Source organism: Pseudomonas veronii (assembly GCF_002028325.1).
Classification (GTDB): domain Bacteria; phylum Pseudomonadota; class Gammaproteobacteria; order Pseudomonadales; family Pseudomonadaceae; genus Aquipseudomonas; species Aquipseudomonas veronii.
Genome location: NZ_CP018420.1, coordinates 4,129,364 through 4,155,012, shown reverse-complemented (window position 1 = coordinate 4,155,012; position 25,649 = coordinate 4,129,364). Strand labels below are relative to the sequence as shown.

The window sequence follows — 25,649 nt, the reverse complement described above, 5'->3', positions numbered from 1 at the left end:
TTGGCTCAGCGGGATGATCACGGATGCGCTCCCAGGGAGAACCCGAGGTCGATGCGATAGGCGGTGAGCATCGGCAGATCCAGGGGAATGAGGCCGGTGTCTTGCTCCAGCTCGTCGAGGATCTGTCGCAGGTGCTGACGGTGTGGGCCGGTCAACACGAACCACAGGTTGTACTGATGCTCGCGCGCATAGTTGTGGTTGACTTCCGGGTACTGGCTGACGCGCCGTGCCACCTGTTCCAGGCGTTCGACCGGCACCGCCAGGGCAGCCAGGGTGCTGGCGCCGGCGCGGGTGTGTTCGAACACCGGGCCGACCCGCGACAGCGAACCGGCCAGTTCCAGGCGGTGCAGGCACGTCATCAACTGGGCCTCGCTGCAGCCCAGCACCTGGGCCATTTCGCGATAAGGTTCGGCGCACAGCGGCATGCCGTGCTGGTAGCGTTCGATCAATTGACGGCTAAGCAGGTCAAGGTCCATCTCAATACCCCATTTTTTGCGCGCGGCTGCTGAAGAAAATTCCACTGGGACTCAAGGCCGGCAAGGTCTTGAGCAAGGTCATGCGGTACGGGTCCCAGACCTGCACCTGCTCACCGTCGCGCACCGACAGCCAGAGCTGTTCGCCACGCCCGGTGAACTCCATGTGCAGCACCCCGGGACCGGGGCGCAGGTCGGCCACCACTTTGTGGGTCTCGGTGTCGATCACCTGTACGCGGTCGTTGTCCGGGTAGGCGAAATTGACCCACAGCTGGCGCCCGTCGGGGCGTGCGGTGACGAAAATCGGTTGGCCGGCGACGTCGATGGCGGCGGTCTGCTGCCAGCTGCGTGCATCCATCACCAGCACCTGGTGATGGCCGACGGCGGGCACGAAGGCTTGGTTGTCGGCCACGGCCCAGCCTTCGAGATGGGGCATCTTGTACACCGGCAGTTTTGCCTGGCCGCGCCCGTAATCCGCGAGCACGCGTTTGACCCCGTGCTCGGGATGCCACAGGTCGAGCTGGGCCATGCCGTCCTCACCGAACAGCCCGGCCATGTAGTAACGGCCATCGGCAGTGATCAGCGCGTCGTAGGGTTGTTCGCCGATGCCGCGGAACCGGGTGATCTGCGGGGTGTTGCCCTGGCTGAAGTCGGCGCTCCAGATCTCGCCGGTGTCGAACAGGCTGAACACGAAGCGCTGGCCGGGCGCATCCACCAGGCCCACCACCCGCGAGCGTTTGCCGTCGGCCAGGGGCGTGGCGGGAATGTCGGCCACCTGGGCCAGGGTCTGCGCATCGAACACCTTGACCCCGCCGGGTTGGTAGTTGGACACGGCAATCAGGCGGCCATCCTGGCTGATGGCGCCGCCGATGCTGTTGCCGCCCTGGATGATGCGTTTTTCAACGCGTTGGCGCAGCAGGTCGACTTTGCTCAGGCCGCCATCGCGGCCGAAAATGTAGGCGTAGCGCTGGTCGCGGGAAAACACCGCCGAGGCATGGGACAGGTCGCCCAAGCCGTCGATCCGGCTCAGCTCCGTCATCCCGCTGGTCTCGATGATTTGCACACTGGCGCTGGCGCGTTCGATCACCAGGCCCAGGTCGCCAGTACCGCGCAGCGGCGGTTGGGCACAGGCACCGAGCAGCAGGCACAGCGATAGAAGAGTGGGGCGCATCATGGTGCGGGGCTTCCTTGCAAGAGGCGTTCGACCAGCCAGGCGATCTCGCTGGAACTGAGCAACGGCGCCCAGCCGGGCATCGCGCGGGCAGGGCGGCCATAGGTAATGGTGGCGGTCAGGCTGTCGCGGCTTTGCCCGGCGAGGGCCGCCGGGGTGAGGGGCGGACCCAGGCCGCCGGTGAGGTACAGGCCGTGGCAGGCGCCACAGTCCTGGGTCAGCAGGTGTTCGAGGCGGGCGGCGTCCGGTGTGGCCAGCGCCCACGTGGGAATCAGCAGGAACAGCGCCATGGCCGTACCGATCATCGATGCATTCATGGCGCGCTCCTTGTGCTTATTTCAAGGTCAGGACCCATTCGGCCAAGACCTTGGCTTCGTCTTCCGTCACCATATTCGGTGGCATCGGAACCGGCCCCCAGTTGCCTTGGGTGCCGTTTTTGATGTGGCTGGCGAGGGTCACGGCGGCGTCTTTCACCCCGGCGTTCTTGGCCGCGACGTCCTTCAAGGCCGGCCCCACCAGTTTGCTGTCAACCATGTGGCAGCCGACGCAGGGTTTGCTGCTGAACAAGGCCAGCCCGTCTTGGGCGAAGGCCGGTTGCAGGCTGAATGCGGCGGCACAGGTCAGCAGTGCGAGGAGAGTATTTTTCATCGGAAGTCCTTGTGTTGATGGGGCTCAATAAATGTCGTGTTGGGTGTTGTAGACGTTGAATTTTCCGGTTGGGGTGATCAGGCGCTTGTCCTTGATAACAGCTTTGAGCTTCAGGGACTTGTCGTCGATCACAACCAGCGCCGATTCCTCGGTCTGGCCGTTCCACACCGAGAACCACACCTCGTCGCCGGCCTTGTTGTATTCCGGCTGCACCACGCGCAGCGCGCCTTGCTTGATGCCGGCGTATTCGGCGATCGGCAGCACCGTGTAACCCTTGTCCAGATGGTCGATGTCAAACACCGCGGCCGACTGGCTCAGCTTGGCGTCGGGGTTGAGGGTGGTGTCGACATACAAATGCCGGGAGTTGGGATGGGTCTTGATGAACAGCGAGCCGCCGCCCTGGCCCTTGAGCGATTCCACCTGTTTCCAGGCGTATTGCGGGTGTTTGATCGGGTCGGTGCCGATCACCGAAATACCGCCGTCGCCCAAGTGGCTGGTGGCCCAGACCGGTCCGTAGGTAGGGTGTACGAAGTTGGCGCCACGGCCTGGGTGCGGGGTCTTGCCGACCTCGACCAAGGCAGTGAGCTTGCGTTCCTTGGAGTCGATCACCGCGACCTTGTTCGAGTTGTTGGCCGCCGTCATGAAGTAGCGGTGCGTGCTGTCCCAGCCACCGTCATGCAGGAACGGCGCGGCGTCGATGGTGGTGATGGTGAGGTTCTTGATGTCCTGGTAATTGACCAGCATCACCTTGCCGGTTTCCTTGATGTTGACGATGAACTCCGGCCATTCGTGGGAGGCGATGATCGCCGCGACACGGGGCTCGGGGTGATATTCCTGCTTGTCGACGGTCATGCCGCGGGTGGACACGATCTGTTTGGGCTCCAGGGTCTCGCCGTCCATGATGGTGAACTGTGGCGGCCAGTAGGAACCGGCGATGGCGTACTTGTCTTCGTAGCCCTTGAATTTCGAGGTCTCCACCGAGCGCGCCTCGATGCCGACCTTGATCTCGGCGACCTTGGTCGGTTCGGCGGGCCACAGGTCGATCATGTCGATCTTGGCGTCGCGGCCGATCACCAGCAGGTAGCGGCCCGAGGCGGAGATCCGCGAGATGTGTACGGCATAACCGGTGTTGATCAGTTTGACGATTTTCTTGCTGTCGCCATCGATCAGCGCAATCTTGCCGTCGTCGCGCAGGGTGACGGAGAACAGGTTTTCCAGGTTCAGATCGTTCAGCTGTTTCTTCGGACGGTCTTCGGGCTTGACCAGCACTTTCCAGGTCTTGAGGGTTTCGGCCATGCCCCATTCCGGCGGGGTTGGCGCGGTGTGCTGGATAAAGCTGGCCATGTGGCTGATCTGGGTTTTGGTCAACGCATTGGAGGTGCCCCAGTTCGGCATGCCGGCGGGGGAACCGTAGGTGATCAGCGCTTCCAGATAGGCCTGGCCACGGGCCTGGGTGATGTCCGGTGTCAGCGGTTTGCCGGTGGCACCCTTGCGCAGCACGCCGTGGCAACCGGCGCAGCGCTCGAAGTAAATCTGTTTGGAGGTGTCGAAGTCGGCCTGACTCATGTCCGGCGCGCCGGCGGTTTTCACTTCGGCCGGCTGGGGTGCGCCATGGGCGCTCAAGGGCAGTGCCAAGGCCAACGCGCAACTCAGTGCGGCGAGGCTCAGGGTGAAGGGTTTTCTGTTGCGAGTCAGCATTCCATTTACTCCTCAGGCGGGACCTTTGCGTTGCCTCGCAACACGGTGCGGGGCGCAGGTTCTTCGTGCGGGGCCAGACTAGGGGGCAGCACCGCAAACTTCGCTTGATCACGATCAAGTTTGTCTCGGGCGGTGCTTGCCAGGTTGTCGCAGGCGCCCTTAGCGTGGCCATCAAACCCGCTGTGGATGCCTGTCATGACTGAGCCCTTCTACCAACCCCTGGACAATGAACACCTGCTGTTCGAACACGCCTGGCGCCACCGCATGCCGGTGCTGATCAAGGGCCCCACGGGCTGCGGCAAGACCCGTTTCGTGCAGCACATGGCGCATCGTCTGAACTTGCCGCTGTACACCGTGGCCTGCCACGACGACCTGAGTGCCGCCGACCTGATCGGCCGTCACCTGATCGGCGCCGAGGGCACCTGGTGGCAGGACGGCCCGCTGACCCGTGCCGTGCGCGAAGGCGGAATCTGCTACCTGGACGAAGTGGTCGAGGCGCGCCAGGACACCGCCGTGGTGCTGCACCCGGTGGCCGACGACCGCCGCGAGTTGTACCTGGAGCGCACCGGCGAAGTGGTCAAGGCGCCGCCGTCGTTCATGCTGGTGGTGTCCTATAACCCCGGTTACCAGAACCTGCTCAAGGGCATGAAACCCAGCACCCGCCAGCGTTTCGTCGCGATGCGCTTCGATTACCCGGCCGTCGAGGGCGAAGCGCGCATCGTGGCGCGCGAGGCCCAGGTGGACCTTGCCCTGGCGACCCAGGTGGTGCGCCTCGGCCAGGCCTTGCGCCGCCTCGATCAACACGACCTGGAAGAAGTGGCCTCCACGCGTCTGCTGATTTTCACCGCGCGCCTGATCGCCGCCGGCATGCCCATTCGCGAAGCCTGCCTGGCATGCCTGGCCGAGGCGCTGACGGACGACCCGCACACCGTGACCGCCTTGATGGACGTGGTCGATGTGTACTTTGCCTGAACCGCGCCGCCTGCCGGGCGACCTGGCGATGTGGTTTTTCATCCTTGCCGAGTTGTCGGTGTTCGCGATTCTGATCCTCGCGTTCGCCGTGACCCAGGTGCTCAAGCCCGAGGTGTATGCCGAAGGGCGCGCGCAACTGGACACCTCCACCGGGCTGGCGATGACCTTGAGCCTGTTGACCGCCGGGCTGCTCGCGGCGTTGGCGTTGCAGCAGGTGCGATTGCAGCGCTGGCGGCGCGGTGCCGGCTTGTTCGTCGCGGCGCTGTTGGTGGCGCTGGTCTACGTGGCGATCAAACTCACCGAGTACGCCCACCTCGGCGCTGCCGGGTTGGGCCTGGAGCACAGCACGTTTTTTACCTTGTACTGGCTACTGACCGGGTTCCATTTCCTGCATGTGCTGCTGGGCATGGTGATTCTCGCGTGGCTGGCGCTGGGCTGCTGGCGCGGCGGGCTGTCGGTCGGCGGGCTGGAGTCGGGGGTGCTGTATTGGCACATGGTGGACCTGGTGTGGGTGGTGCTGTTTCCGTTGGTTTACGTGATTGGATGAGGTACCGATGTCCATTTCCCAAGGGCTGATCGTGTGTTGGGCCACGTTGGTGGTGCTCAGCGTCGGCACCGTGCTCGCCGGCGGCTCCGGGCTGTGGCTGGCGGTTTTGCTGCTGGCGGTGGTCAAGGCGTGGCTGATTGCCGATGGGTTCATGGAGTTGCGGCATGCTCCCAGGTTTTGGCGTCGGCTGGTGCTGGGTTGGCCGGTGGTTCTGGTGTTGGTGGTGGGGCTTGTCTAGGCTCGGGGCGCCCAAGATCAAAAGCCAAAGCGAGGCGGCCGTATAGCCGACTTGATTCTGGAAGCCGGGCCCGGTCACCAGTGGGAGCTGGCTTGCCTGCGATGGCATCGCCTGGGTGGACCTGATGGACTGAGATGTCTGCATCGCAGGCACCTCCGCTCCGCCTGCTTTGGGAAAATTCTTACGCCTCCCTCGGAAAGTCTCACCTGAGCAACACGTTAGTCGCGTGATTTGATTCCGGCCTTTTCAGGCAGGGATTGCTGGTCATGACTGACGCGTTTTGGGCCGCCCGCGAAGGCGACGCGCTGCTGCACGCCTCAATGATGGCCGATGTTCTCGGCGGTGTGCTGGAAGTCGCCGCCTATGCCGCCATCACGTCCGTGGGCTGCCTGGCCGCTGGCGCGCTGATTGCCGCAGCGACCGGCGTGACCATTGCCACAGGTGGCGTTGGATGCGTCGCCCTGGGACTGGCGGTCGGCGCGGTGGTGGGGATCAGCGCCGGGCTCTCGGGGGCTGACGTGAAGATCTCCAGTTGGTGCGAAACCGCCGCCAACTGGGTTTTTCCGCCGGTGATCGAGGCCTTTATCACCAGCGGCTCAAACGACGTTTTCATCAATGGCAAACCAGCGGCCCGGGCCGCCGGACAGATGATGGCTGTGCCGATCGCGCCCAGTGAGCCACCGGCCCCCCGTTTTCTGGACATCGCACAGGGATTTTTCTCACAACTGTGGCGCCCGACGGTCGCCACACCCGCTGCCGGTACCGTGCCGTGTCCGCTGGACACGGTCGCCTGCACCAAGCACCCGCCCATGCCCGAGCAATTTATTGCCGAGGGTTCCAGTTCGGTCTTCATCAACGGGCAACCGGCCGCACGCAGCGGTGACCGCAGCACGTGTGACGCCAAGATCGGCAGCGTCGAGGGGCTGATTTCTGCCGATGTGCGTATCGGTGGCGACCCCGTCGTGGTGCGCGAAATTCGCAGTGGCAAGACACCGGGCGTCGGCTTGGCGATTGCCGCGCTGCTTGCGCTACGCGGCAATGTGAAAGGCTTTTGGAGCAAATTGCCGTGCCTGGCCGGCGGCGCGCTGGCGGGCGGGGCCGTGGCGTATGGAACCGGCAAGCTCACCTCGGCACTCAACAGCGCGGTCAACGGTTCGCCCAACCCGGTGCATAGCCCGACCGGGGCCAAAATCCTCGGCGCCGAAGAAGAACTGGACTTCGTCCTGCCAGGCCTGCTCCCCATCGACTGGCAGCGCTTCTACAGCAGCCTCGATCAACGCCACGACGGCCTTTTCGGCGCCGGCTGGAGCGTTGCCTATGAGGTCGCCGTCGAGATCGATCAAGATGAACACCTCACCTACATCGACGAACAGGGGCGCCGCGTAGACATCGGCTACATCCCGTTGTCAGGCGGCGCCTTCAGCCCCGGCGAAGGCCTTGCGGTCAGGCGCAGCGCCGACGGCGCCATCCTGATCGAAAGTATCGACGGCCTGTATCGGCTCTTCGAGCCCGACCCTCTGAACTCCTTGCGGATGCGCCTGTATCTGCTGGGTGATCGCAACGAAGGGCGCCTCTTTCTGGATTACGACGCCCAGGGGCGCCTGTGTCGCCTGCGCGACAGCCATGCGCTGATGCATGTCGACGTGAGCTACACCGTCGAGCATCCGCGGCGCGTGAGCCATATCGAGCGCCGTTACCTGCATCGGCAACATTTTGCTGGGCGCAGCGACGTGCTGGTCAGCTATCGCTACGACACCCACGGCGACCTGGCCGAAGTCCTCGACGCACAAGGCACGAGCCAACGACGTTTTGCTTACGACAGCGCGCGGCGCATGGTCGAACACCAACTGCCGAGTGGCTTGCGCTGCTTCTACCAATGGCGCGCAGTGTCTGGCCCGCAGGGTGAAGAATGGCGGGTCAGCCGGCATTGGACCGACGCCGGCGATGAATTCACCTTCGATTACGACCTGGATGCCGGTATCACGCGCGTTACCGATGGCCTGAAACGGGTCAGCACACGCTATTGGAACCCGCAGTACCAGATCATCCGCTACGTCGATAACCTGGGCCATACGTGGCAGTTCGAATGGAGCGAAGATCGCCAATTGCTCGGCGCGATTGATCCGCAAAACGGCCAGTGGCGCTTCAGTTACGACGAATCCGGCAACCTGAGCGCAGTGACCGATCCACTGGCCAGGATCAGCAACACCCAGTGGCTGGCGCATTGGGCATTGCCCGAAGTGGAAACCGACCCGGCGGGTAACCGTTGGCATTACCGCTACGACCGGCATGGCAACTGCATCGAAGAGATCGATCCGCTGGGCAACCGCACCCGTTATGTCTACGACGATTTCGGCCAGCCGGTGCAGATCATCGATGCCACCGACAAAACCCGGAAGCTGCACTGGGACGAGTGGAGCCAACTGATCGAGGAGGTGGATTGCTCGGGCTACGCCACCGCCTACCAGTACGATGCGTTCGGCAATGTGGTGGTGCACACCAATGCTGAAGGTGAGTCGGTGCGCTATCAGTACAGCCGGCAAGGGTTGTTGCTGGAATGCCGACTTTCGGACGGGCGCCTTGAGCATTTCCAGCGCAACGCCAGTGGTTATCTGACGGGCTATGTCGACCCCGCCGGCAACACGTCCCGCTATGCCTACGACCGGCGCGGCCAGGTCAAACAACGCTGGGACGCGCACAACCGCTGCGTCACCTTCGACCACGACGCCTACGGGCGACTGCTGAAACTGACCAATGAAAACGGCGAAAGCTATCGCTTTGAGTGGGACGCGGCCGATCGCCTGGTGCAGCAACAAGACCTCGACCACAGTCGGCGCTGCTATGCCTATGACCCGCTGGATAACGTCGTCGCCGTCGGTTACCTGCCGGGCACCGAAGGCGAGCCGGTAGACGCCCTGACACACCAGTTCCAACGCGACCCGCTCGGGCGCCTGGTCAGCAAAGTCACCGCCGACGGCACCACCGTTTATAAGCACGACCTGAACGACCAACTGGTCGCGGTCACCTTCACCGCTCTCGACGGTCGCGAGCAAGCACTTGGCTTTAGCTATGACGCGCTGGGGCAACTGTTTGAAGAACACAGCTCGGCGGGGTGTCTGCAACACCATTACGACGAATTGGGCAACCTGACTCAAACCCACTTGCCTGACGGACGCTGGCTCAATCGCCTGTACTACGGCAGCGGCCACCTGCATCAGCTGAATCTCGACGGCCACGTCATCAGCGACTTTGAACGCGACCGCCTGCACCGCGAACTGCAACGCACCCAGGGTCAACTCAGAACAAATACCGACTACGACCGCAGTGGCCGGGTCCGCTCACGCCAGCGGCGCAGCATCGACCAGCCGTGGCAGTTGCCGCCATTGGTCGAAACCCACTACAGCTACGACCCCAGCGACAACCTGATCGGACGCCGCCGTACCGATCGCCAAGAGCACCTGGCCTACGACAGTAGCGGACGTATCCTCGTCAGCCAACAGATAGGCCGGATCGAAACCTATGCCTACGATGCGGCGGCCAACCTGCTCGACGGGCCACAACAAGGCGGCCTGGTACGGCATAACCGGCTGCTGACGTATCAAGACAAACGTTACCAATACGACGCTCTTGGGCGAATGATTGAAAAGCGCAGCGTTGTGCGAGGTTTGCAGCGTTTTGCCTACGACGCCGAAAGCCGGTTGGTTGAAGTGCGTAATGAAAATGGCAGCGTGGTCAGGATGGCCTACGACCCGCTGGGGCGGCGCATTGAAAAAACTGAACACGGCAGCGATGGCTATCCGCGGGGCGAAACCCGGTTCACCTGGGATGGCCTGCGGTTGTTGCAGGAGCATAAACACAGCCAGACCAGCCTTTATCTCTACGACGGCGACAGCTACGAACCCCTCGCCAGAGTCGACGGCGAAGGTGAATACCAACGCGTGCGGTATTACCACAACGACCTGAACGGCTTACCGGAGCAACTCACCGAGGCCGACGGCCATGATGTCTGGCGAGCGACTTATCGGGTGTGGGGCAATACGCGGGAGGAGGTGCGCGAGCCTTACTTCATTGAAGAGCAGAATTTGCGGTTTCAGGGGCAGTATCTGGATCGGGAGACGGGGCTGCATTTTAATACGTTTAGGTTTTATGATCCGGATGTAGGTCGCTTTACAACAACCGACCCTATTGACTTGATGGGTGGGTTCAACTTTTATCAATACGCTCCTAATCCTTCGGGATGGATAGACCCATTGGGTTGGGCATGCTCTGCTGCACAACGACGGCAGAATAAGGCCAATGGTTTAGCAGCGGAGAACCTGGTTTATCAGAGACTCATGAAAAACCCTAATGTTACCGTGCTCGGTAGGCAGGTTTATGTAAGAACGCCAGGCGCAGGGCGGGGCCGCTACGTAGATATTTTAATAAGAAATAACAAAACACAAAAAATCATTTCTGTCGAAGTTAAATCAGGCCGTGCGATACGCTCTAAAGCCCAGCTTGCAAAAGATAAAGTCATCACTAATGGGCAGGGGGTATTTGGGCATTCCGGGAAAAAAGCAACAGGTGTTACTGTGAGTGAGGCTAGGGTGCCACTATGGAGGTTGCCGTAATGATTGAAAGTGTCGAGAATATGTTGAAATTACTAATCTCAGGTATAGCTGAGACATTTGAAAACCATGGGTTCACGCAAAAAAAAGACCGTTTTTTTGAAAAAACCGACAATAAGGGTCGAATCAGGCGCTACTCAATGGGGCTTTCCAAGCAAAAAGGATGGTTTTCTCTCCACTTGACGCTGCAGCTTCTCGATCCGACACTGATGGTGCATGTGAATACAGTCCTTGAAAAGGCACTGAGAGATGACAAGTTCGAGTATCCGGAAAGTTGGTCAAAATCAATTATAGAGAAATCTATAAAAACTCGCACATCCAATCAGGTTGTCGCCGAACTGACCGATTGGCGGATACTGAAGGAATCCAGCGAATCACTTCAGCACTTCAATGAGAGGTTTTCGATATGGCTATATTCATTCGAAACTCCGGATGAAAAGCCGGGCTGGAAAGAGCAGTTACTGACCAGCGTTGAGTTAGCACTCAAGTGGTTTGATGAAGTAGATTCAAATGAATGGATTCGCTCCAATACCGTGTACCCTGCTCTATACTTACTCGCTACTGAGGGGCTCAAGCAGAGAGTTGAGGAGCACTACAAGGCGGCGTTAAAATCGCTTGAAGATCCGCATGAGGTCGAGCTTTTTTATCGATATTTAGTTTAAAGGTAACACAAGCACACCCAGACCAGCCTCAATATTTACGAAGACGAAGGCCATGTCCTCCTGGCTCGCATCGACGGTAGTGGGGCGCTGCAGAAAGTCCGCTACTACCCACCGATCTCAACGGGCTGCGTGAACAACTGACCGAGGTCGACGGCCACGACATCTGGCGGGCGACTTATCGAGTGTGGGGCAATACGTTGGAGGAAGTGCGTGAGCCATATTACATTGAAGAACAGAAATTGCGGTTTCAGGAGCAGTATCTGGATCGGGAGACGGGGCTGCATTTTAATATGTTTAGGTTTTATGATTCGGATGTGGGGAAGTTTACCACAATCGACCACATTGACTTGATGGATGGGTTAAATTTTTCCGACAAAAGGAAAGGTGCATAATACAAATATGCTATTTTTGACTTCTTCACACAACACCAGGGGCTAAAGTAGTGACTCAGTTCTTAACCATTGCCTACAACTTAAGCGCTATAGATAATCACGCGTACTTTTTTGATGGAGCACCTGATAGTATTTTTTGCAAAATCTGTGGTTGCTGCATTGATCAAAGCTATCTGCCTAGAGAACTGAAAACACCAAACAAGGCTGATATTGGTGCAACTTATGATGGGCGCTTCATCGCGTCGCTACGTTTCAAGGAATACATCGAAAATTTAAAATTGAGTGTTGAATTTTCATTGGTCAATGAAAAAAATCAGCTATTCATGATGCAACCTCAAAAAATTATCAAATACAGTGTTCAACAGTTGGAAAACCTATGTAGTACGTGTGGTCAATATTTTGACTGTGTGGTTCCCATCCCGAGTTTCTATCAAGAAACTGGAAAGCCTCTGGAATATGGCATGTTTTTCACGAGTATTGGCTTCGGTAGCGGGAAAGAAAAAAGCCCGGCCATTATTCTCGGCATCGAAACCGCATTTGAAATAAAGAGCGCAATAAAATCATTGAAATTAAGAGGCGCTGATATCAGTGAGGTTCTTATGCCTAATGACTAAGACTATCACTCAGCGCTTATCGCCCAGGCGCGTAAGACGGGATAGGTCTATTTGTTATTTAGTCTGTTTATTTTTCGGCCACTTAAGCGAGTGCAAAAAGGCATAAATAAGACGGTTCTGAATTGCATGAATTCCTCACGCGCATGCTCGAAGGCAAGGCGCTGGCAGGTGTGCGGATCAGCAGCCGGGAAAACGAACTGCACTACGACTTCAGCGACACCGAATAACGACTGTTGGAATGCAATGCAAATGTGGGAGGGGGCTTGCCCCCGATGGCGGTGAATCAGTCACCACATGCATCAACTGAAACACTGCTATCGGGGGCAAGCCCCCTCCCACATTTGTTCAGCTATTAGGGTACTTCGATGCTATTCAACCAAACCTCACGCCTAGCCAAAATCACCAGCCCCCTCGGGCCGGACGTGCTGTTGCTCAATCAAATGGGTGGCGGCGAAGAGTTGGGTCGGCTGTTCGCCTATGAGCTGCAACTGACCTCCCTGGACGCCAACATCGACCTCAACCAGTTGCTGGGCAAGCCGATGAGCGTCGGCGTGCAATTGGCGGACGGCGGCGAGCGGCACTTTCACGGCATCGTCGCGCAGTGCAGCCAGAGCATCGACCAGGGCCAGTTCGCCAGCTACCAGGTGACGCTGCGCCCGTGGCTGTGGCTGCTGAGCCGCACGTCGGACTGCCGGATTTTCCAGAACCTGAGCATCCCGCAGATCATCAAGCAGGTGTTCCGCGACCTCGGCTTTTCCGACTTTGAAGACGCCCTGAGCCGACCGTATCGCGAGTGGGAATACTGCGTGCAGTACCGCGAGACCAGCTTCGATTTCGTCAGCCGCTTGATGGAACAGGAAGGCATCTACTACTTCTTCCGCCATGAACAGGACCGCCACGTGCTGGTACTGGCCGATGCCTACGGCGCCCACGCCACGGTGCCGGGCTACGTGTCGATTCCGTACTACCCCAAGGACGAGCAGCAACGCGAACGCGACCACCTGTACAACTGGCACCTGGCCCAGCAAGTGCAGCCGGGCTCGCTGGAGCTCAACGACTACGACTTCCAGCGCCCCAGCGCGAGCATCGACGTGCGCTCGGCGATGCCGCGCCCGCACGCCGCCGGCGACTACCCGCTGTACGACTACCCCGGCACCTACGTGCAAAGCGCGGACGGCGAACACTACGCGCGCACCCGCATCGAAGCCCTGCAAACCCTGCATGAACAAATCGAATTCAACGGCAACGCCCGCGGCCTCGGTTCCGGCCATCTGTTCAGCCTCACCGGCTTCAGCCGCCAGGACCAGAACCGCGAATACCTGATCGTCGGCTGCCGCTATTACATCGTTCAGGAAAGCCTGGAAAGCGGCGGCGGTTCAAGCTCGGCGCAGTTCGACAGCAGCCTGACCTGCATCGACGCCCAACAAAGCTTCCGCCCGCTGGCCAACACCTATCGCCCCATCGTCAAAGGCCCGCAGACCGCGCTGGTGGTCGGCCCCAAAGGCGAGGAAATCTGGACCGACCAGTACGGCCGCGTGAAAGTGCATTTCTACTGGGACCGCCACGACCAGTCCAACGAAAACAGCTCGTGCTGGATACGCGTATCGCAATCCTGGGCCGGCAAGAACTGGGGCTCGATGCAGATCCCACGGATCGGCCAGGAGGTGATTGTGAGCTTTCTGGAAGGCGACCCGGACCGGCCGATTATTACTGGGCGGGTGTACAACGCGGAGCAGACGGTGCCCTACGATTTGCCGGAGAACGCGACCCAGAGCGGCATGAAAAGTCGCTCGAGCAAGGGCGGCACGCCGGCCAACTTCAATGAAATTCGCATGGAGGACAAGAAGGGGTCGGAACAGGTGTATATCCATGCCGAGAGGAATCAGGACGTCGTCGTCGAAGTGGACGAAAGCCACTCGGTGGGGCATGACCGCAACAAGCGCATCGGGCACAACGAGACGGTGACGATTGGCGCTAATCGCCTGCGCGTAGTACGCAACAACGACACCCTGCTGGTGGGCGGCGCCAAATCCGACAGCGCCGCCACGCGCTATACCATCGAAGCTGGAGACAGTATTCGCCTGGTGTGCGGCGACAGTGTGATTGAGCTCACGGCAGACGGAGCCATCAACCTGACCTGTGGCTCGTTCAATCTGTTTTCCTCCGGCAGCAGCAAGATCCAGACACAAGGCAAACTGGATATCAACCAGGGCAGTGACAAGGGCACATCACCCGGTCAGCAGGGGGTGCGAACCACTATTCATAACGCCGTCGAATCAACATTTGCGGACAAGCCGGGCGCCGGCCAATAACGAGATGCTTGCACCATGAACTATTTGATCAATGAAGCCCAATTCACCTTGCCCGATGCAGCCGTACAGGATGCCTCGATCAATATTCTCAAGTTCGCCCACCTGGGCACCACGCTGGTCGTCAGCCGTAGCCCGCTGGCGGACGGCGAAACGTCGCAACGTAACTTCGAAGCGCAGCTCAAGACGCTCGAACAACAGGAGAAGTCCCTTCGTTACTCGCCAATGCAAGCCATAAAGGTGGGGGCCGCACTGGATGTCGATGCCTATGAAGTGCAGAACAGTTTCAACAAAGGCAGCGACAGCTTTTACCAGTACCAGTTGGCGCTGCAACTACCGGGCACACGCCGCCTGATCGCGTTGAGTTACGTCAAGACCCAACCCCTCGGGCCCGCCGAAGCGGCTCACTGGGCAACGCTAAAGAGCACGCTTAGTTTCTTCGCCACACCCTGAATCACACGGAGCCAAACGGGACGGATTTATTCAATATTTTTGAGCCAATGAAAACCCGCTTTAAAAAGGCACTGTCACCGCCGCAACCGACCCAGACTCAATTCCCCAAGAATACTTGACCACCCCGATCAACAATTCTTGATCGCCATCAAGCGGTTTTCACCCCCCACCTTCCTATCATGACCCCCGCCAAGCCATGAGGAAGCGACCATGTCAGAGACCTTCACCAAGGGCATGGCCAGGAACATCTATTTCGGAGGAAGCGTGTTCTTCTTCCTGATTTTCCTGGCCTTGACCTACCACACCGAACAAACCTTTCCCGCCCGTAGCAATGTCGACCAGCTCACTGAATCGGTGATCCGCGGCAAAAGCGTCTGGGAGCGTAATAACTGCGTCGGTTGCCACACTCTGTTGGGCGAAGGCGCGTACTTTGCGCCGGAGCTGGGCAATGTGTTCAAGCGTCGTGGGGGTGACGAAGGGTTCAAGCCGTTCCTGCACGCCTGGATGAAAATGCAGCCCCTTGGGGTGCCGGGGCGTCGCGCCATGCCGCAATTCAACCTCAGCGACCAGGAGGTGGACGATATGGCCGAGTTCCTCAAATGGAGCTCGAAGATCGATACCAATAACTGGCCACCCAACAAGGAGGGCTGAGCCATGCGCAGCGCCAATCCCTATCTGAAATTCCAATCCCAGGCCGTGGCCAAACCCTACTTTGTGTTTGCCTTGATCCTGTTCGTCGGCCAGGTGCTGTTTGGCCTGATCATGGGCCTGCAATACGTGGTGGGCGACTTTCTGTTCCCGTTGATCCCCTTCAACGTGGCGCGGATGGTCCATACCAACCTGTTGATCGTCTGGCTGTTGTTCGGCTTTATGGGCGCCGCCTATTACCTGATACCCGAGGAGGCCGACCGCGAACTGCACAGCCCCAAACTGGCGATCTTGCTGTTCTGGGTGTTTGCCGCAGCCGGGGTGTTGACCATCCTCGGTTACCTGTTGGTGCCCTATGCGGCACTGGCCAAGCTGACCCATAACGAACTGCTGCCGACCATGGGCCGCGAGTTCCTCGAGCAACCGACCATTACCAAAATGGGCATTGTGGTGGTGTGCCTGGGCTTTCTCTACAACATCGGCATGACCCTGCTCAAGGGCCGCAAAACCACGGTCAGCATGGTGATGATGACCGGCCTGATCGGCCTCGCGGTGTTCTTCCTGTTCTCCTTCTACAACCCCGGCAACCTCGCACGTGACAAGTTCTACTGGTGGTGGGTGGTGCATCTTTGGGTAGAAGGCGTGTGGGAACTGATCATGGGCTCGATGCTGGCGTTCGTGCTGATCAAGGTCACCGGCGTCGACCGTGAAGTGGTGGAGAAATGGCTGTACGTGATCATCGCCATGGCTTTGATCACCGGGATCATCGGCACTGGGCACCACTTCTTCTGGATCGGCGCACCCGAGGTGTGGCTGTGGGTCGGCTCGATCTTCTCGGCCCTGGAGCCGCTGCCGTTCCTGGCGATGGTGATGTTCGCCTTCACCATGGTCAAACGTCGGCGGCGCCAGCACCCGAACCGCGCGGCGACCTTGTGGGCCAAGGGCACCACGGTGACGGCGTTCTTCGGCGCCGGGGTCTGGGGCTTCCTGCATACGCTGGCACCGGTCAACTTCTACACCCACGGTACCCAGCTCACGGCGGCCCACGGTCACCTGGCGTTCTTCGGGGCCTACGCGATGATCGTGATGACCCTGATCAGCTACGCCATGCCACGCTTGCGCGGCCTCGGCGAAGCGCCCGATGCGCGTTCGCAGACCATTGAAATCTGGGGCTTCTGGCTGATGGTGCTGTCGATGGTGATGATCACCTTGCTCCTCACCGCAGCCGGTGCAGTGCAGGTGTGGTTGCAGCGCTGGCCGGCGGACGGTGTGGCCTTGCCGTTCATGGCCACGGTCGAGCATTTGACCGTCTTGTTCTGGGCCCGGTTGGCCAGTGGCGTGGTGTTCCTGCTGGGGCTGCTCTGCTACCTGTACAGCTTCCGCCAACGCCAAGCCGTCGCCGGTGCGCCGGCGCCGATTGTGTATTGATCGTCAATCCCTAAGACGGCGGCCCGGCTGGTACAGCGGGCCGTTTTACGTTTGGAGCACGGCTCATGGCCTTTACCCTGGAATTGGAAGAGTGGGTCGGCAGCGTCTGGCACCGCTTCATCACCCGCCGTGCCAATGTCGATTTCCCCGAGGCGCAGGTCGCGCTGACGGACCATCAGCGCAGCCTGGCCCTGTTGTTCCGCGCCCTCGGCGGCGCTGGCGGGATGGCGCTGGAGGCGGCCTGCGAGCGCGACCTGTTGCTGCGCCGCAACCTGTTGATGCGTATCGCCGGCACCTGCAAGCAAGCCCCCCTGGCGTCCTGCGACGGTAACCGCTTGCGCTTGCCGGCACGCCTGGCGGTGTTTCCCGACGCGGCGCTGAATCACGAGTTGTACCGCTGGCTGGCGCTGCTCGCGGCCCACTCCGGGCCGATGAGCCACTGGGCGCGCGACAACCAACGCTGGACCTGGCTGCTGTTGCAGCGCTACCCGGCGATGCTGCCGCGCTACCAACGCCTGGTGGAGGCGCACCTGCAACTGCGCCCCGACCCCGCCAGCCTCAAACCCGACGAAGCCGCCCTGGAGCGGGCCTTGCGCAAGGCCCTGCGCGAACCCGGCAGCGTGCGTCACTTGCCGCGCAGTTCACGGGCCGCCTGGCCGTTGCCGTTATGGCTGTACCCGGCGCTGCAGTTGGACACCGCGCAAAATACCGACCTGGAAGAGGAGGGCGACGACCTCTCAGCCCCGCCCGGCGAGCAGCAAGGCGGGCCCAAGCGTGCCACCCGCGTTGACGACGCGAGCCGCGATGGCGGCCTGCTGGTGGTGCGCCTGGAAAACCTGTTCAGTTGGAGCGAACACGTCGACCTCGATCGCTGGTCCGACGATAGCCAGGACCCGGACGCTGCCCGCGTCGCCGAAGACCTCGACCAGTTGAGCCTGTCGCGCCAGCGCGTGCGCAAGAGCGGCGGGCTCAAGCTGCACCTGGATCTGCCGCCCGCCGATGTCGACGATATCCCCTTGGGTGACGGCATCAAGTTGCCCGAGTGGGACTATCGCCGGCAGTGCTTGCAGGAAGGCTTCGTCAACCTGCAATTGATGCAGCCGCGTTGCGACGCCCCGCAACCCTTGCCCGCGCGCTTGCAGGCCCAGGCCCAGCGCTTGCGCCGGCAATTCCAGAGCCTGCGCACCGACCGCCAATGGCAGCGCCAGCAGCCCCAGGGGTCAGAGGTCGACCTGCAGGCCTGGCTGGATTTTCATGTGCAGCGCCAGCAGGGCGCCTGCGCCGAGCGTGGGCTGTTCCTTGAACAACGCCACACCCACCGCGACCTGGCGTGCCTGTTGCTGGCCGATCTGTCGATGTCCACCGATGCCCATGTCAACGATGAGCAAAAGGTCATCGATGTGATACGCGACAGCCTGCTGCTGTTTGGTGAAAGCCTGGCCGGGGCCGGGGATCGCTTTGCGTTGTATGGGTTTTCTTCACTGCGGCGGCACCAGGTGCGCTTGCAGGTGCTCAAAACGTTCCAGCAAGCCTATGACGACCGCACGCGCGGCGCGATCCAGGGCCTCAAGCCGGGCTACTACACGCGCATGGGCGCGGCTATCCGTCAGGCTACCCAGTTGCTGGGCGCCTGCCCGCAGCGGCGCAAGTTGCTGTTGTTGATCACCGACGGCAAGCCCAATGACCTGGACCTGTATGAGGGACGTTACGGCGTGGAGGACACGCGCCAGGCGGTGGTCGAAGCGCGGCGCCAGGGCCTGATTCCGTTCTGCATCACCATCGACAAACAGGCCGGCGACTATCTGCCGTACATGTTCGGCGCCCATGGTTTCACCCTGATCCATCGCCCCGAACAATTACCGCAACGCCTGCCGCAGCTGTATCGGCAGTTGACCGAGACTCAGTAAAAGTCCCTGGGCAACCAGAAGAACATCACCACGCAGAACAGCGTCAGGCCCAGGCAGAACCACTGGAAACGCTTCAGTCGGCGCGCCTGGGTGCTGGCGTGGGCCTCGGGCAGCGGTGTGGCGCAACGCTCGCACAGGTCGCGCTCCACGGCATTGCCGTGCTGGCAGACCAGGCAGGTTTTCACTCGAATTGCTCCAGGCGCGGGCGGTCGAGAATTGCGATCTGCCGGCCGTCCTGGGTGATGATTTTCTCGTCGATCAAACGTCGGATAATCCGCGAAAACGTCTCCGGCTGGATCGACAGGTGCCCGGCAATCAGTTGCTTGGCCATCGGCAGCTCGAAGCTGCAGTCGGTGGTGCTTTGCAAGCGCACCAGTTGCGTGAGCAGGTAGCGCACCACGCGGTGGGTGGCGTTTTTCAGCGACAGGGTTTCGATCTCGTTGACCCGCTGGTGCAGGCGCACGCACAACTTGCCGAGCAGGGCGAAGGTCAGGCGGCTGTTGCTCTGCAGCAAACGCATGTAGGTGGCATTGGACAGCCGGTACAACTGCGTGGGGCACACCGCTTCGGCGCACGCTACGTAGTTGGGCGTATCCATCAGCATCATGGCTTCGGCGAAGGTCTGCCGTTCGCCGATCACCTCGAACACCTTCTCCTGGCCGTCCGGGGTGAGGCGGTAGATTTTCACCGCGCCGGCGATCACGAAGTAGAACGCATCGGCCGGTTCGCCCTGGCGGAACAGCGGTTCGCCTTTGTCGACACTGAGCAATTGGCTGCTGCTCATCAGCTCGTTCAACTGCGCCTCGTCCAGGGGTTCGAACAAGTGGTGGCTGCGCAGGATCTGGTGATGAACACGATGGAGCACCATCTTGACCTCGGGGAATATCGGGAAGGGATACCCAAGGTTAATCCTGTTGGCGTCGGCCGTACTTGATCTACGACAAGGGCAGCGCACAGGCAACGCTGCACGATCGTCGCAGTGAACGCTTGCGAAAGTGCGCTATGCGCGGGCCGCGGCGAGGCTGGGCGCGGCCCGGGCAAACAATATGTCGTTCTCCAGGCGGATGTGTTCGCGCAGGTCGGCATGAAAGGCGCTCAGCTCGCGGTACAGGCTGCGCCAGGTATTACAGGCCTCGGCCGGCGGGGTGATCTGGTTCGTCAGGCTCAACAACTGCTCCAGGGCCTCGGCGTGTTGGTCGTGCTCGTAGCGCATCACCTGGATCGGCGTCGACGCCTGCGGCCCCATGCCCATTTGCAGCATCGGGAACAATACCTGTTCCTCCTTGAGCATATGGCTCTCCAGTTCCTGCTGCATGTCGAGCAGCAGGTCGGCCAGGCCGTTGGGGCATTGCAGGTGCTGACCGTGGACCTGTTCGACGCGGCTCGCCATGCGGACCAGTTCCGGCAATTGCTCGCGATGACGTGCGTGGTAGCGCGCCAGCAGATGGTCGATCAAGTGGTCCTGGGTTTGGGTGTTCCAGTCGCTCACGGTCATCGGGCTTTCCTCATCGGCAATACGGGTATGAACCAGTGATTGCAGGCAGCGTGCCAATTTTAACGCATTGAAAAGTAACGATTTATCCCGGAGTAAGGTAATCATGACCACACGCTTCCAGGGTGCTCTGAACCCCAGGAGGGTCGAAATGACCGCGCCGCTCGACGGCATCCTCGGCCAGAGCGCGGTGTTGCAGGAGTTGCTCGACGAGCTGGCGCTGCTGGCCGAAACGCAGTTGCCGGTGTTGTTGCTTGGCGAAACCGGGGTCGGCAAAGAGCTGTTCGCGCGGCGCCTGCATCGTCTGTCGCAACGCGGCAACAAACCTCTGGTCCAGGTCAACTGCGCGGCGCTGCCGGAGGCGTTGGCCGAAAGCGAGCTGTTCGGTCACGTCAAGGGCGCCTTCTCCGGCGCCACCCACGACCGCGCCGGGCGGTTCGATGCGGCCAACGGCGGCACCTTGTTCCTCGATGAGGTCGGCGAATTGCCGTTGAGCATCCAGGCCAAGCTGCTGCGCACCCTGGAGAATGGCGAGATCCAGCGCCTGGGCGCCGATCGGCCATTGCATGTGGATGTCCGCATCATCGCCGCCACCAATCGCCACCTGCCCGACCGCGTGCGTGACGGCCTGTTTCGCGCCGACCTGTATCACCGGCTGTCGGTGTACCCGCTGCCGATCCCGGCGTTGCGCGAGCGTGGCGAGGATGTGTTGCTGCTGGCGCGGCATTTCGCTGAGCTCAGCCGCGAGCGCCTGGGCTTGCATGACCTGCAACTGTCGCCGACGGCGCAACAGGCGCTGCTCGAGTACGCCTGGCCGGGCAATGTGCGTGAGCTGGAGCATGTGATCAGTCGCGCCGCGTTGAAGCAGCTCAGTCGTGGCGAACCGCGCACTTCGGTGATCCGCCTGGAACCGCACGCCCTGGGCCTGGATACGGCCGCCGTCGCGGTGGAGCGAGCCATGCCCGCGTCATCGATCGAGGCCTTCCAACCCTTGGCGGTGGCGGTGGACGAGTGCCAGCGCTGGAACATTCGTCACGCCCTGGAACACTGCGCCGGCAATTGGGCGAGTGCTGCGCGCCTGCTCGGCGTGGACGCGAGCAACCTGCACAAGCTGGCGCGGCGCCTGAAGCTCAAGTAAGAGGTGCGACAACGCGCCAGCCGTGCGTATGCGCCGCACCCTCATCGGACTCGACTTGATTTCGATCAAGGGCCACTTGCCATCGTCGCCCCACTATCGGGGCCCTCTTCAGCCCGACGCCTCAAGGGACTCCATGACTCGCTCCGCGCGCTTGACACGCCACTGGCTGACGCTGCTGGTGGTGTTGCTCATCACCAGCTTCAACGCCCAGGCCCGGCCTTACGGCGACATCGAACAGCAGCGTATCGAACGCGCTTTCCCCGCCCAGGATGCGGTCTCCGCACCCGACGGTCCGTTCAAGGTGCGGACCATTTCGACTGCCGGCAAGCCCATTGGCTACGTGTTCCAGAGCCTGGATGTGGTGGCGATCCCGGCGTATTCGGGCAAGCCGATCAACACCCTGGTGATCCTCGACGCCGCCGGGGTGATCCGCGATGCCTACGTGCTGGAACACCACGAGCCGATCCTGTTGATCGGTATTCCCGAGGTCAAACTGCACGAATTCACCGCGCACTATTCCGGCGTCGATGTGCGCCAGCGCGTGGTGGTCGGGCGTTCCAGCGATCCGAAGGCGGTGACGGTGGACGCGATTGCCGGCGCGACCGTGACCGCGATGGTGGTCAATGAAGTGGTGATGCGGGCGGCCCATGACGTGGCGGTGTGGCTCAAGCTGATCGACGGCAAGGCCGCGACCGCGCAGAAAGTCGCGTTGATCCGCACCGACCGGTTTGACCCCGCCACCTGGGCACAATTGACCGGCAATGGCGCGATCCGCCGCCTGCATTTGACCCGGGGCCAGGTCGACGCGGCCTTCAAGGACACCGCCGCCGAAGGCGCCGAGGCCGCGGATGAGACCTTCATCGACCTCTATGTGGCCGACATCAACCCGCCGAGCATCGGCCGCAACCTGCTGGGCGAAGAGCACTACCGCAACCTGATGCAGGGGCTCAAACCCGGCGAACAGGCCATCGCCGTGCTCGGCCGTGGGCTGTTTTCGTTCAAGGGTTCGGGTTATGTGCGCGGCGGGATTTTCGACCGGGTGCAGTTGCGCCAGTTCGGCAACGTGATCAGCTTCCGCGACCTCGACCACCAGCGCATCGACGATGTCTACGCCGAGGGCATCCCGGCCTTCGACGAGATGTCGGTATTCATCGTGCGCCCGCAGGCCGGCTTCGACCCCGGCTCGCCCTGGACCCTGGAACTGCTGGTGCGGCGTCAGACCGGCCCGGTCAGCGGCACGTTCAGCAGCTTCGAACTGCCTTACCAGATGCCCGAACAGTACCTGGAACGGCCGCTGCCCACCGCCGCCGAACAAGCCGCGCTGGATGAGGCCAGCCGCCCACTGTGGTTGAGCATCTGGTACCAGAAACAGGTGCAGGTCATGGTGCTCGGCGTCGCGCTGCTGCTGCTTACCGCGATCCTGTTCCTGCAGGACAGCCTGGCCCGGCGCCCGCGCCTGCTGCACTGGCTGCGCCGCGGCTACCTGGTGTTTACCGTGGGGTTCATCGGCTGGTATGCGCTGGGGCAGTTGTCGGTGGTCAATGTGCTGACCTTCGTGCATGCGCTGGTCCAGGACTTCCGCTGGGAACTGTTCCTCACCGACCCGCTGATCTTCATGCTCTGGGTCTTCACCGCCGCCAGCATCCTGCTGTGGGGGCGCGGGGTGTTCTGCGGCTGGCTGTGCCCGTTCGGGGCCTTGCAGGAACTGCTCAACGAGGCCGCGCGCCGCCTGAAGATCCGCCAGTTCGAATTGCCCTTCGCGGTGCATGAACGACTGTGGGCGATCAAGTACCTGATCCTGCTGGTGCTGTTCGGCCTCTCCCTGGAATCCATGGCCACCGCCGAACGCTTTGCCGAAGTGGAACCGTTCAAGACCGCCATCACGCTCAAGTTCGACCGCCAGTGGTGGTTCGTGCTCTACGCCGTGGCGTTGCTGGTGATCAACCTGTTCACCCGCAAAGTCTACTGCCGCTACCTCTGTCCCCTCGGCGCCGCCCTGGCGATCCCCAGCAAATTCCGCCTGTTCGATTGGCTCAAGCGGCGCCAGGAATGCGGTAACCCGTGCCAGCTGTGCGCGAAGGAATGCGAGATCCAGGCGATCCACCCGGACGGCCATATCAACGCCAACGAATGCCACTACTGCCTCGACTGCCAGATGACCTGGCACAACGAAAACAAATGCCCGCCGCTGATCAACAAACGCAAGAAGCGCAACAAGGCGGCGCCCGAACAGATTCCCGTAGTGCAGATAAATCCCAACGCTTGAAGGAGCAACCCATGAACGATACAGACGATAAACATGACGGCCTGACCCGGCGCAGTTTCCTCGGCACCGGTGCGGTGACCGGCGCCGTACTGGCGGGTGCGTCGGCCCTCGGCGGCGCGGTGTTTACCCGTGAATCCTTCGCGGCGGCGGCCAAGGACGCCAAATCGAAAATCCATGTGGAACCCGGCCAGCTCGACGATTACTACGGCTTCTGGAGTGGCGGTCACCAGGGCGAAGTGCGGGTGATGGGCGTCCCGTCGATGCGCGAGCTGATGCGTATCCCGGTGTTCAACGTCGATTCGGCCACCGGTTGGGGCCTGACCAACGAGAGCAAGCGCATCCTCGGCGAGGGCGCCAAGTACTCCAACGGCGATTGCCATCACCCGCACTTGTCCACCACCGACGGCCACTACGACGGCAAGTACCTGTTTATCAATGACAAGGCCAACAGCCGGGTGGCGCGCATCCGCCTGGACATCATGAAGTGCGACAAAATCCTCACCGTACCGAACGTCCAGGCCATCCACGGCCTGCGCCTGCAAAAGGTGCCCTACACCAAGTACGTGTTCTGCAACGCCGAATTCATCATCCCGCACCCCAATGACGGCCGAAACTTCGACCTGCAGGATCGCAACAGCTTCACCATGTTCAACGCCATCGATGCGGAAAAAATGGAGATGGCCTTCCAGGTGATCGTCGACGGCAACCTCGACAACGCCGACATGGACTACACCGGCAAGTACGCAGCGGCCACCTGCTACAACTCGGAAAAGGCCACCGACCTGGCCGGCATGATGCGCAATGAGCGCGATTGGGTGGTGGTGTTCAACATCCCGCGCATCGAAGCGGCGATCAAGGCCGGCAAGTTCATCAATGTGGACGGCGTCAAGGTGCCGGTGGTGGACGGACGCAAATCCGAGGACGGCAAGGACAGCGAGTTCACCCGCTACATTCCGGTGCCGAAAAACCCCCACGGCTGCAACACCTCGCCGGATGGCAAGTACTTCATCGCCAACGGCAAGCTGTCACCGACCTGCACCATCATCGCCATCGAAAAACTCGACGACCTGTTCAGCGGCAAGATCAGCGACCCGCGCGGTGTGGTGGTTGGTGAACCGGAGCTGGGCCTGGGCCCGCTGCACACCACCTACGACGGACGCGGCTTTGCCTACACCACGCTGTTCATCGACAGCCAGGTGGTCAAGTGGAACATCGCCGAGGCCATCCGTGCCTATGGCGGCGAGAAGGTCAACTACATCAAGCAGAAGCTCGATGTGCAGTACCAGCCCGGTCACAACCATGCGTCGCTGACCGAAACCCGCGACGCCGACGGCCAGTGGCTGGTGGTCTTGAGCAAGTTCTCCAAGGACCGCTTCCTGCCCACCGGCCCGCTGCACCCGGAAAACGACCAGTTGATCGACATCTCCGGCGATGAAATGAAACTGGTCCACGACGGCCCGGCCTTCGCCGAACCCCATGACTGTGTGATGGCGCGCCGCGACCAGATCAAGACCAAGAAAATCTGGGAGCGCAACGATCCATTCTTCGCCGAAACGGTGGCCATCGCCAAGAAGGACGGGATCAACCTGGAAACCGACAGCAAGGTGATCCGCGACGGCAACAAAGTGCGCGTGTACATGACCTCCATGGCCCCGGCCTACGGGCTTTCGGAGTTCACCGTCAAACAGGGTAATGAAGTCACCGTGACCATCACCAATATCGACATGATCGAAGACGTGACCCACGGCTTTGTCATGGTCAACCACGGCGCGAGCATGGAGATCAGCCCGCAGCAGACCTCGTCGATCACGTTCATTGCCGACAAACCCGGGCTGCATTGGTACTACTGCAGCTGGTTCTGCCATGCCCTGCACATGGAAATGGTCGGGCGGATGAAGGTCGAGCCCGCCTGACACGCTGTTTGAGAAACGACACAAGGCAAATGTGGGAGGGACGGTGCGACGATTCGACTTGCTCCCGATGGCG

Annotated in this window: 20 protein-coding genes and 4 pseudogenes; 16 read left to right on the top strand and 8 right to left on the bottom strand. The window is 61.0% G+C overall.

The window, feature by feature from the left end; translation table 11 throughout:
• Nucleotides 1–17: 17 nt before the first annotated feature.
• The 5 genes from PverR02_RS18745 to nirS are packed head-to-tail and all read right to left on the bottom strand — an operon-like array spanning nucleotide 18 to nucleotide 3,990.
• On the bottom strand, nucleotides 18–476 hold the full coding sequence (locus tag PverR02_RS18745; RefSeq protein ID WP_017849354.1) for an Lrp/AsnC family transcriptional regulator: 459 nt from the start codon (nucleotides 474–476) through the stop codon (nucleotides 18–20).
• A 1-nt stretch (nucleotide 477) separates the two neighbouring features.
• Nucleotides 478–1,647 (bottom strand): cytochrome D1 domain-containing protein, encoded by a 1,170-nt coding sequence (locus PverR02_RS18740; RefSeq protein ID WP_079444126.1) that lies wholly within the window; start codon nucleotides 1,645–1,647, stop codon nucleotides 478–480.
• Nucleotides 1,644–1,961 (bottom strand): c-type cytochrome, encoded by a 318-nt coding sequence (locus PverR02_RS18735; RefSeq protein ID WP_017849352.1) that lies wholly within the window; start codon nucleotides 1,959–1,961, stop codon nucleotides 1,644–1,646. The genes PverR02_RS18740 and PverR02_RS18735 overlap by 4 nt, the downstream gene beginning before the upstream one ends.
• A gap of 16 nt (nucleotides 1,962–1,977) precedes the next feature.
• Nucleotides 1,978–2,292, bottom strand: coding sequence for a c-type cytochrome (locus PverR02_RS18730; protein WP_046383072.1), 315 nt, complete (start codon nucleotides 2,290–2,292; stop codon nucleotides 1,978–1,980).
• Nucleotides 2,293–2,316: 24 nt separating this feature from the next.
• Nucleotides 2,317–3,990, bottom strand: coding sequence for a nitrite reductase (gene nirS / locus PverR02_RS18725; RefSeq protein WP_046383073.1), 1,674 nt, complete (start codon nucleotides 3,988–3,990; stop codon nucleotides 2,317–2,319).
• A 195-nt stretch (nucleotides 3,991–4,185) separates the two neighbouring features.
• On the opposite strand from nirS, the gene PverR02_RS18715 reads away from it, so the two are divergent.
• From PverR02_RS18715 to PverR02_RS18665, 13 genes and pseudogenes are all read left to right on the top strand, one after another.
• Complete coding sequence (locus tag PverR02_RS18715; protein ID WP_017849348.1) at nucleotides 4,186–4,962, top strand: CbbQ/NirQ/NorQ/GpvN family protein; 777 nt, start codon at nucleotides 4,186–4,188, stop codon at nucleotides 4,960–4,962.
• Entirely contained in the window at nucleotides 4,946–5,509 is a 564-nt protein-coding gene (locus PverR02_RS18710; RefSeq protein ID WP_079444125.1) for a cytochrome c oxidase subunit 3, read from the top strand. The genes PverR02_RS18715 and PverR02_RS18710 overlap by 17 nt, the downstream gene beginning before the upstream one ends.
• A gap of 7 nt (nucleotides 5,510–5,516) precedes the next feature.
• On the top strand, nucleotides 5,517–5,747 hold the full coding sequence (locus PverR02_RS18705) for a cytochrome C oxidase subunit IV family protein (protein WP_017849346.1): 231 nt from the start codon (nucleotides 5,517–5,519) through the stop codon (nucleotides 5,745–5,747).
• Between the two features lie 266 nt (nucleotides 5,748–6,013).
• Entirely contained in the window at nucleotides 6,014–10,357 is a 4,344-nt protein-coding gene (locus tag PverR02_RS18700; protein ID WP_079444124.1) for an RHS repeat-associated core domain-containing protein, read from the top strand.
• Nucleotides 10,357–11,016 (top strand): hypothetical protein, encoded by a 660-nt coding sequence (locus PverR02_RS18695; protein WP_079444123.1) that lies wholly within the window; start codon nucleotides 10,357–10,359, stop codon nucleotides 11,014–11,016. Before PverR02_RS18700 ends, PverR02_RS18695 begins: the two co-directional genes overlap by 1 nt.
• 6 nt (nucleotides 11,017–11,022) lie before the next feature.
• Nucleotides 11,023–11,381: pseudogene (locus tag PverR02_RS33165) on the top strand (RHS repeat-associated core domain-containing protein); the annotation flags it as partial.
• Between the two features lie 77 nt (nucleotides 11,382–11,458).
• A complete protein-coding gene (locus PverR02_RS31925) occupies nucleotides 11,459–12,022 on the top strand; it encodes a hypothetical protein (RefSeq protein ID WP_152032030.1) in 564 nt (187 codons plus the stop codon).
• A 128-nt stretch (nucleotides 12,023–12,150) separates the two neighbouring features.
• Nucleotides 12,151–12,249 (top strand): annotated as a pseudogene (locus PverR02_RS33160) (hypothetical protein); the annotation flags it as partial.
• A 138-nt stretch (nucleotides 12,250–12,387) separates the two neighbouring features.
• The gene (locus PverR02_RS18685; RefSeq protein WP_079444121.1) at nucleotides 12,388–14,334 is read left to right on the top strand and encodes a type VI secretion system Vgr family protein; all 1,947 of its coding nucleotides are present in this window, start codon (nucleotides 12,388–12,390) and stop codon (nucleotides 14,332–14,334) included.
• Between the two features lie 15 nt (nucleotides 14,335–14,349).
• Nucleotides 14,350–14,784 carry a DcrB-related protein gene (locus PverR02_RS18680; RefSeq protein WP_079444120.1) on the top strand — a complete coding sequence of 145 codons (435 nt, stop codon included), beginning with the start codon at nucleotides 14,350–14,352 and terminating at the stop codon, nucleotides 14,782–14,784.
• A gap of 210 nt (nucleotides 14,785–14,994) precedes the next feature.
• Nucleotides 14,995–15,435, top strand: coding sequence for a c-type cytochrome (locus tag PverR02_RS18675; protein WP_017849342.1), 441 nt, complete (start codon nucleotides 14,995–14,997; stop codon nucleotides 15,433–15,435).
• A gap of 3 nt (nucleotides 15,436–15,438) precedes the next feature.
• A complete protein-coding gene (locus tag PverR02_RS18670; protein WP_079444119.1) occupies nucleotides 15,439–16,860 on the top strand; it encodes a cbb3-type cytochrome c oxidase subunit I in 1,422 nt (473 codons plus the stop codon).
• A gap of 65 nt (nucleotides 16,861–16,925) precedes the next feature.
• Nucleotides 16,926–18,767: a nitric oxide reductase activation protein NorD gene (locus PverR02_RS18665; RefSeq protein ID WP_079444118.1), complete on the top strand. Its 1,842-nt coding sequence runs from the start codon at nucleotides 16,926–16,928 to the stop codon at nucleotides 18,765–18,767.
• On the opposite strand, the gene PverR02_RS18660 is transcribed toward PverR02_RS18665, so the two are convergent.
• From PverR02_RS18660 to PverR02_RS18650, 3 genes and pseudogenes are all read right to left on the bottom strand, one after another.
• Entirely contained in the window at nucleotides 18,761–18,952 is a 192-nt protein-coding gene (locus tag PverR02_RS18660) for a hypothetical protein (RefSeq protein WP_017849339.1), read from the bottom strand. The two genes, PverR02_RS18665 and PverR02_RS18660, sit on opposite strands and share 7 nt — an antisense overlap.
• A complete protein-coding gene (locus PverR02_RS18655; RefSeq protein WP_017849338.1) occupies nucleotides 18,949–19,635 on the bottom strand; it encodes a Crp/Fnr family transcriptional regulator in 687 nt (228 codons plus the stop codon). Before PverR02_RS18655 ends, PverR02_RS18660 begins: the two co-directional genes overlap by 4 nt.
• Before the next feature lie 132 nt (nucleotides 19,636–19,767).
• Nucleotides 19,768–20,223, bottom strand: a pseudogene (locus PverR02_RS18650) (hemerythrin domain-containing protein); the annotation flags it as partial.
• A 208-nt stretch (nucleotides 20,224–20,431) separates the two neighbouring features.
• On the opposite strand from PverR02_RS18650, the pseudogene PverR02_RS18645 reads away from it, so the two are divergent.
• The 3 genes and pseudogenes from PverR02_RS18645 to nosZ all read left to right on the top strand — a co-directional run.
• Nucleotides 20,432–21,397: pseudogene (locus PverR02_RS18645) on the top strand (sigma 54-interacting transcriptional regulator); the annotation flags it as partial.
• Nucleotides 21,398–21,530: 133 nt separating this feature from the next.
• Nucleotides 21,531–23,663, top strand: coding sequence for a transcriptional regulator NosR (gene nosR, locus PverR02_RS18640; protein WP_079444116.1), 2,133 nt, complete (start codon nucleotides 21,531–21,533; stop codon nucleotides 23,661–23,663).
• An 11-nt stretch (nucleotides 23,664–23,674) separates the two neighbouring features.
• Entirely contained in the window at nucleotides 23,675–25,576 is a 1,902-nt protein-coding gene (gene nosZ, locus PverR02_RS18635; RefSeq protein ID WP_046383078.1) for a TAT-dependent nitrous-oxide reductase, read from the top strand.
• Nucleotides 25,577–25,649 lie beyond the last annotated feature (73 nt).

Bases quoted from the DNA above. Each gene is read 5' to 3' on its own strand.
- nosZ (WP_046383078.1), top strand. From the start codon at position 23,675: ATGAACGATACAGACGATAAACATGACGGCCTGACCCGGCGCAGTTTC.
- PverR02_RS18710 (WP_079444125.1), top strand. From the start codon at position 4,946: ATGTGTACTTTGCCTGAACCGCGCCGCCTGCCGGGCGACCTGGCGATG.
- PverR02_RS18700 (WP_079444124.1), top strand. From the start codon at position 6,014: ATGACTGACGCGTTTTGGGCCGCCCGCGAAGGCGACGCGCTGCTGCAC.
- PverR02_RS18665 (WP_079444118.1), top strand. From the start codon at position 16,926: ATGGCCTTTACCCTGGAATTGGAAGAGTGGGTCGGCAGCGTCTGGCAC.
- PverR02_RS18730 (WP_046383072.1), bottom strand. From the start codon at position 2,292: ATGAAAAATACTCTCCTCGCACTGCTGACCTGTGCCGCCGCATTCAGC.
- PverR02_RS18695 (WP_079444123.1), top strand. From the start codon at position 10,357: ATGATTGAAAGTGTCGAGAATATGTTGAAATTACTAATCTCAGGTATA.
- PverR02_RS18705 (WP_017849346.1), top strand. From the start codon at position 5,517: ATGTCCATTTCCCAAGGGCTGATCGTGTGTTGGGCCACGTTGGTGGTG.
- PverR02_RS18745 (WP_017849354.1), bottom strand. From the start codon at position 476: ATGGACCTTGACCTGCTTAGCCGTCAATTGATCGAACGCTACCAGCAC.
- nirS (WP_046383073.1), bottom strand. From the start codon at position 3,990: ATGCTGACTCGCAACAGAAAACCCTTCACCCTGAGCCTCGCCGCACTG.
- PverR02_RS18680 (WP_079444120.1), top strand. From the start codon at position 14,350: ATGAACTATTTGATCAATGAAGCCCAATTCACCTTGCCCGATGCAGCC.
- PverR02_RS18655 (WP_017849338.1), bottom strand. From the start codon at position 19,635: ATGGTGCTCCATCGTGTTCATCACCAGATCCTGCGCAGCCACCACTTG.
- PverR02_RS18685 (WP_079444121.1), top strand. From the start codon at position 12,388: ATGCTATTCAACCAAACCTCACGCCTAGCCAAAATCACCAGCCCCCTC.
- nosR (WP_079444116.1), top strand. From the start codon at position 21,531: ATGACTCGCTCCGCGCGCTTGACACGCCACTGGCTGACGCTGCTGGTG.
- PverR02_RS18675 (WP_017849342.1), top strand. From the start codon at position 14,995: ATGTCAGAGACCTTCACCAAGGGCATGGCCAGGAACATCTATTTCGGA.
- PverR02_RS18740 (WP_079444126.1), bottom strand. From the start codon at position 1,647: ATGATGCGCCCCACTCTTCTATCGCTGTGCCTGCTGCTCGGTGCCTGT.
- PverR02_RS18735 (WP_017849352.1), bottom strand. From the start codon at position 1,961: ATGAATGCATCGATGATCGGTACGGCCATGGCGCTGTTCCTGCTGATT.
- PverR02_RS18715 (WP_017849348.1), top strand. From the start codon at position 4,186: ATGACTGAGCCCTTCTACCAACCCCTGGACAATGAACACCTGCTGTTC.
- PverR02_RS18670 (WP_079444119.1), top strand. From the start codon at position 15,439: ATGCGCAGCGCCAATCCCTATCTGAAATTCCAATCCCAGGCCGTGGCC.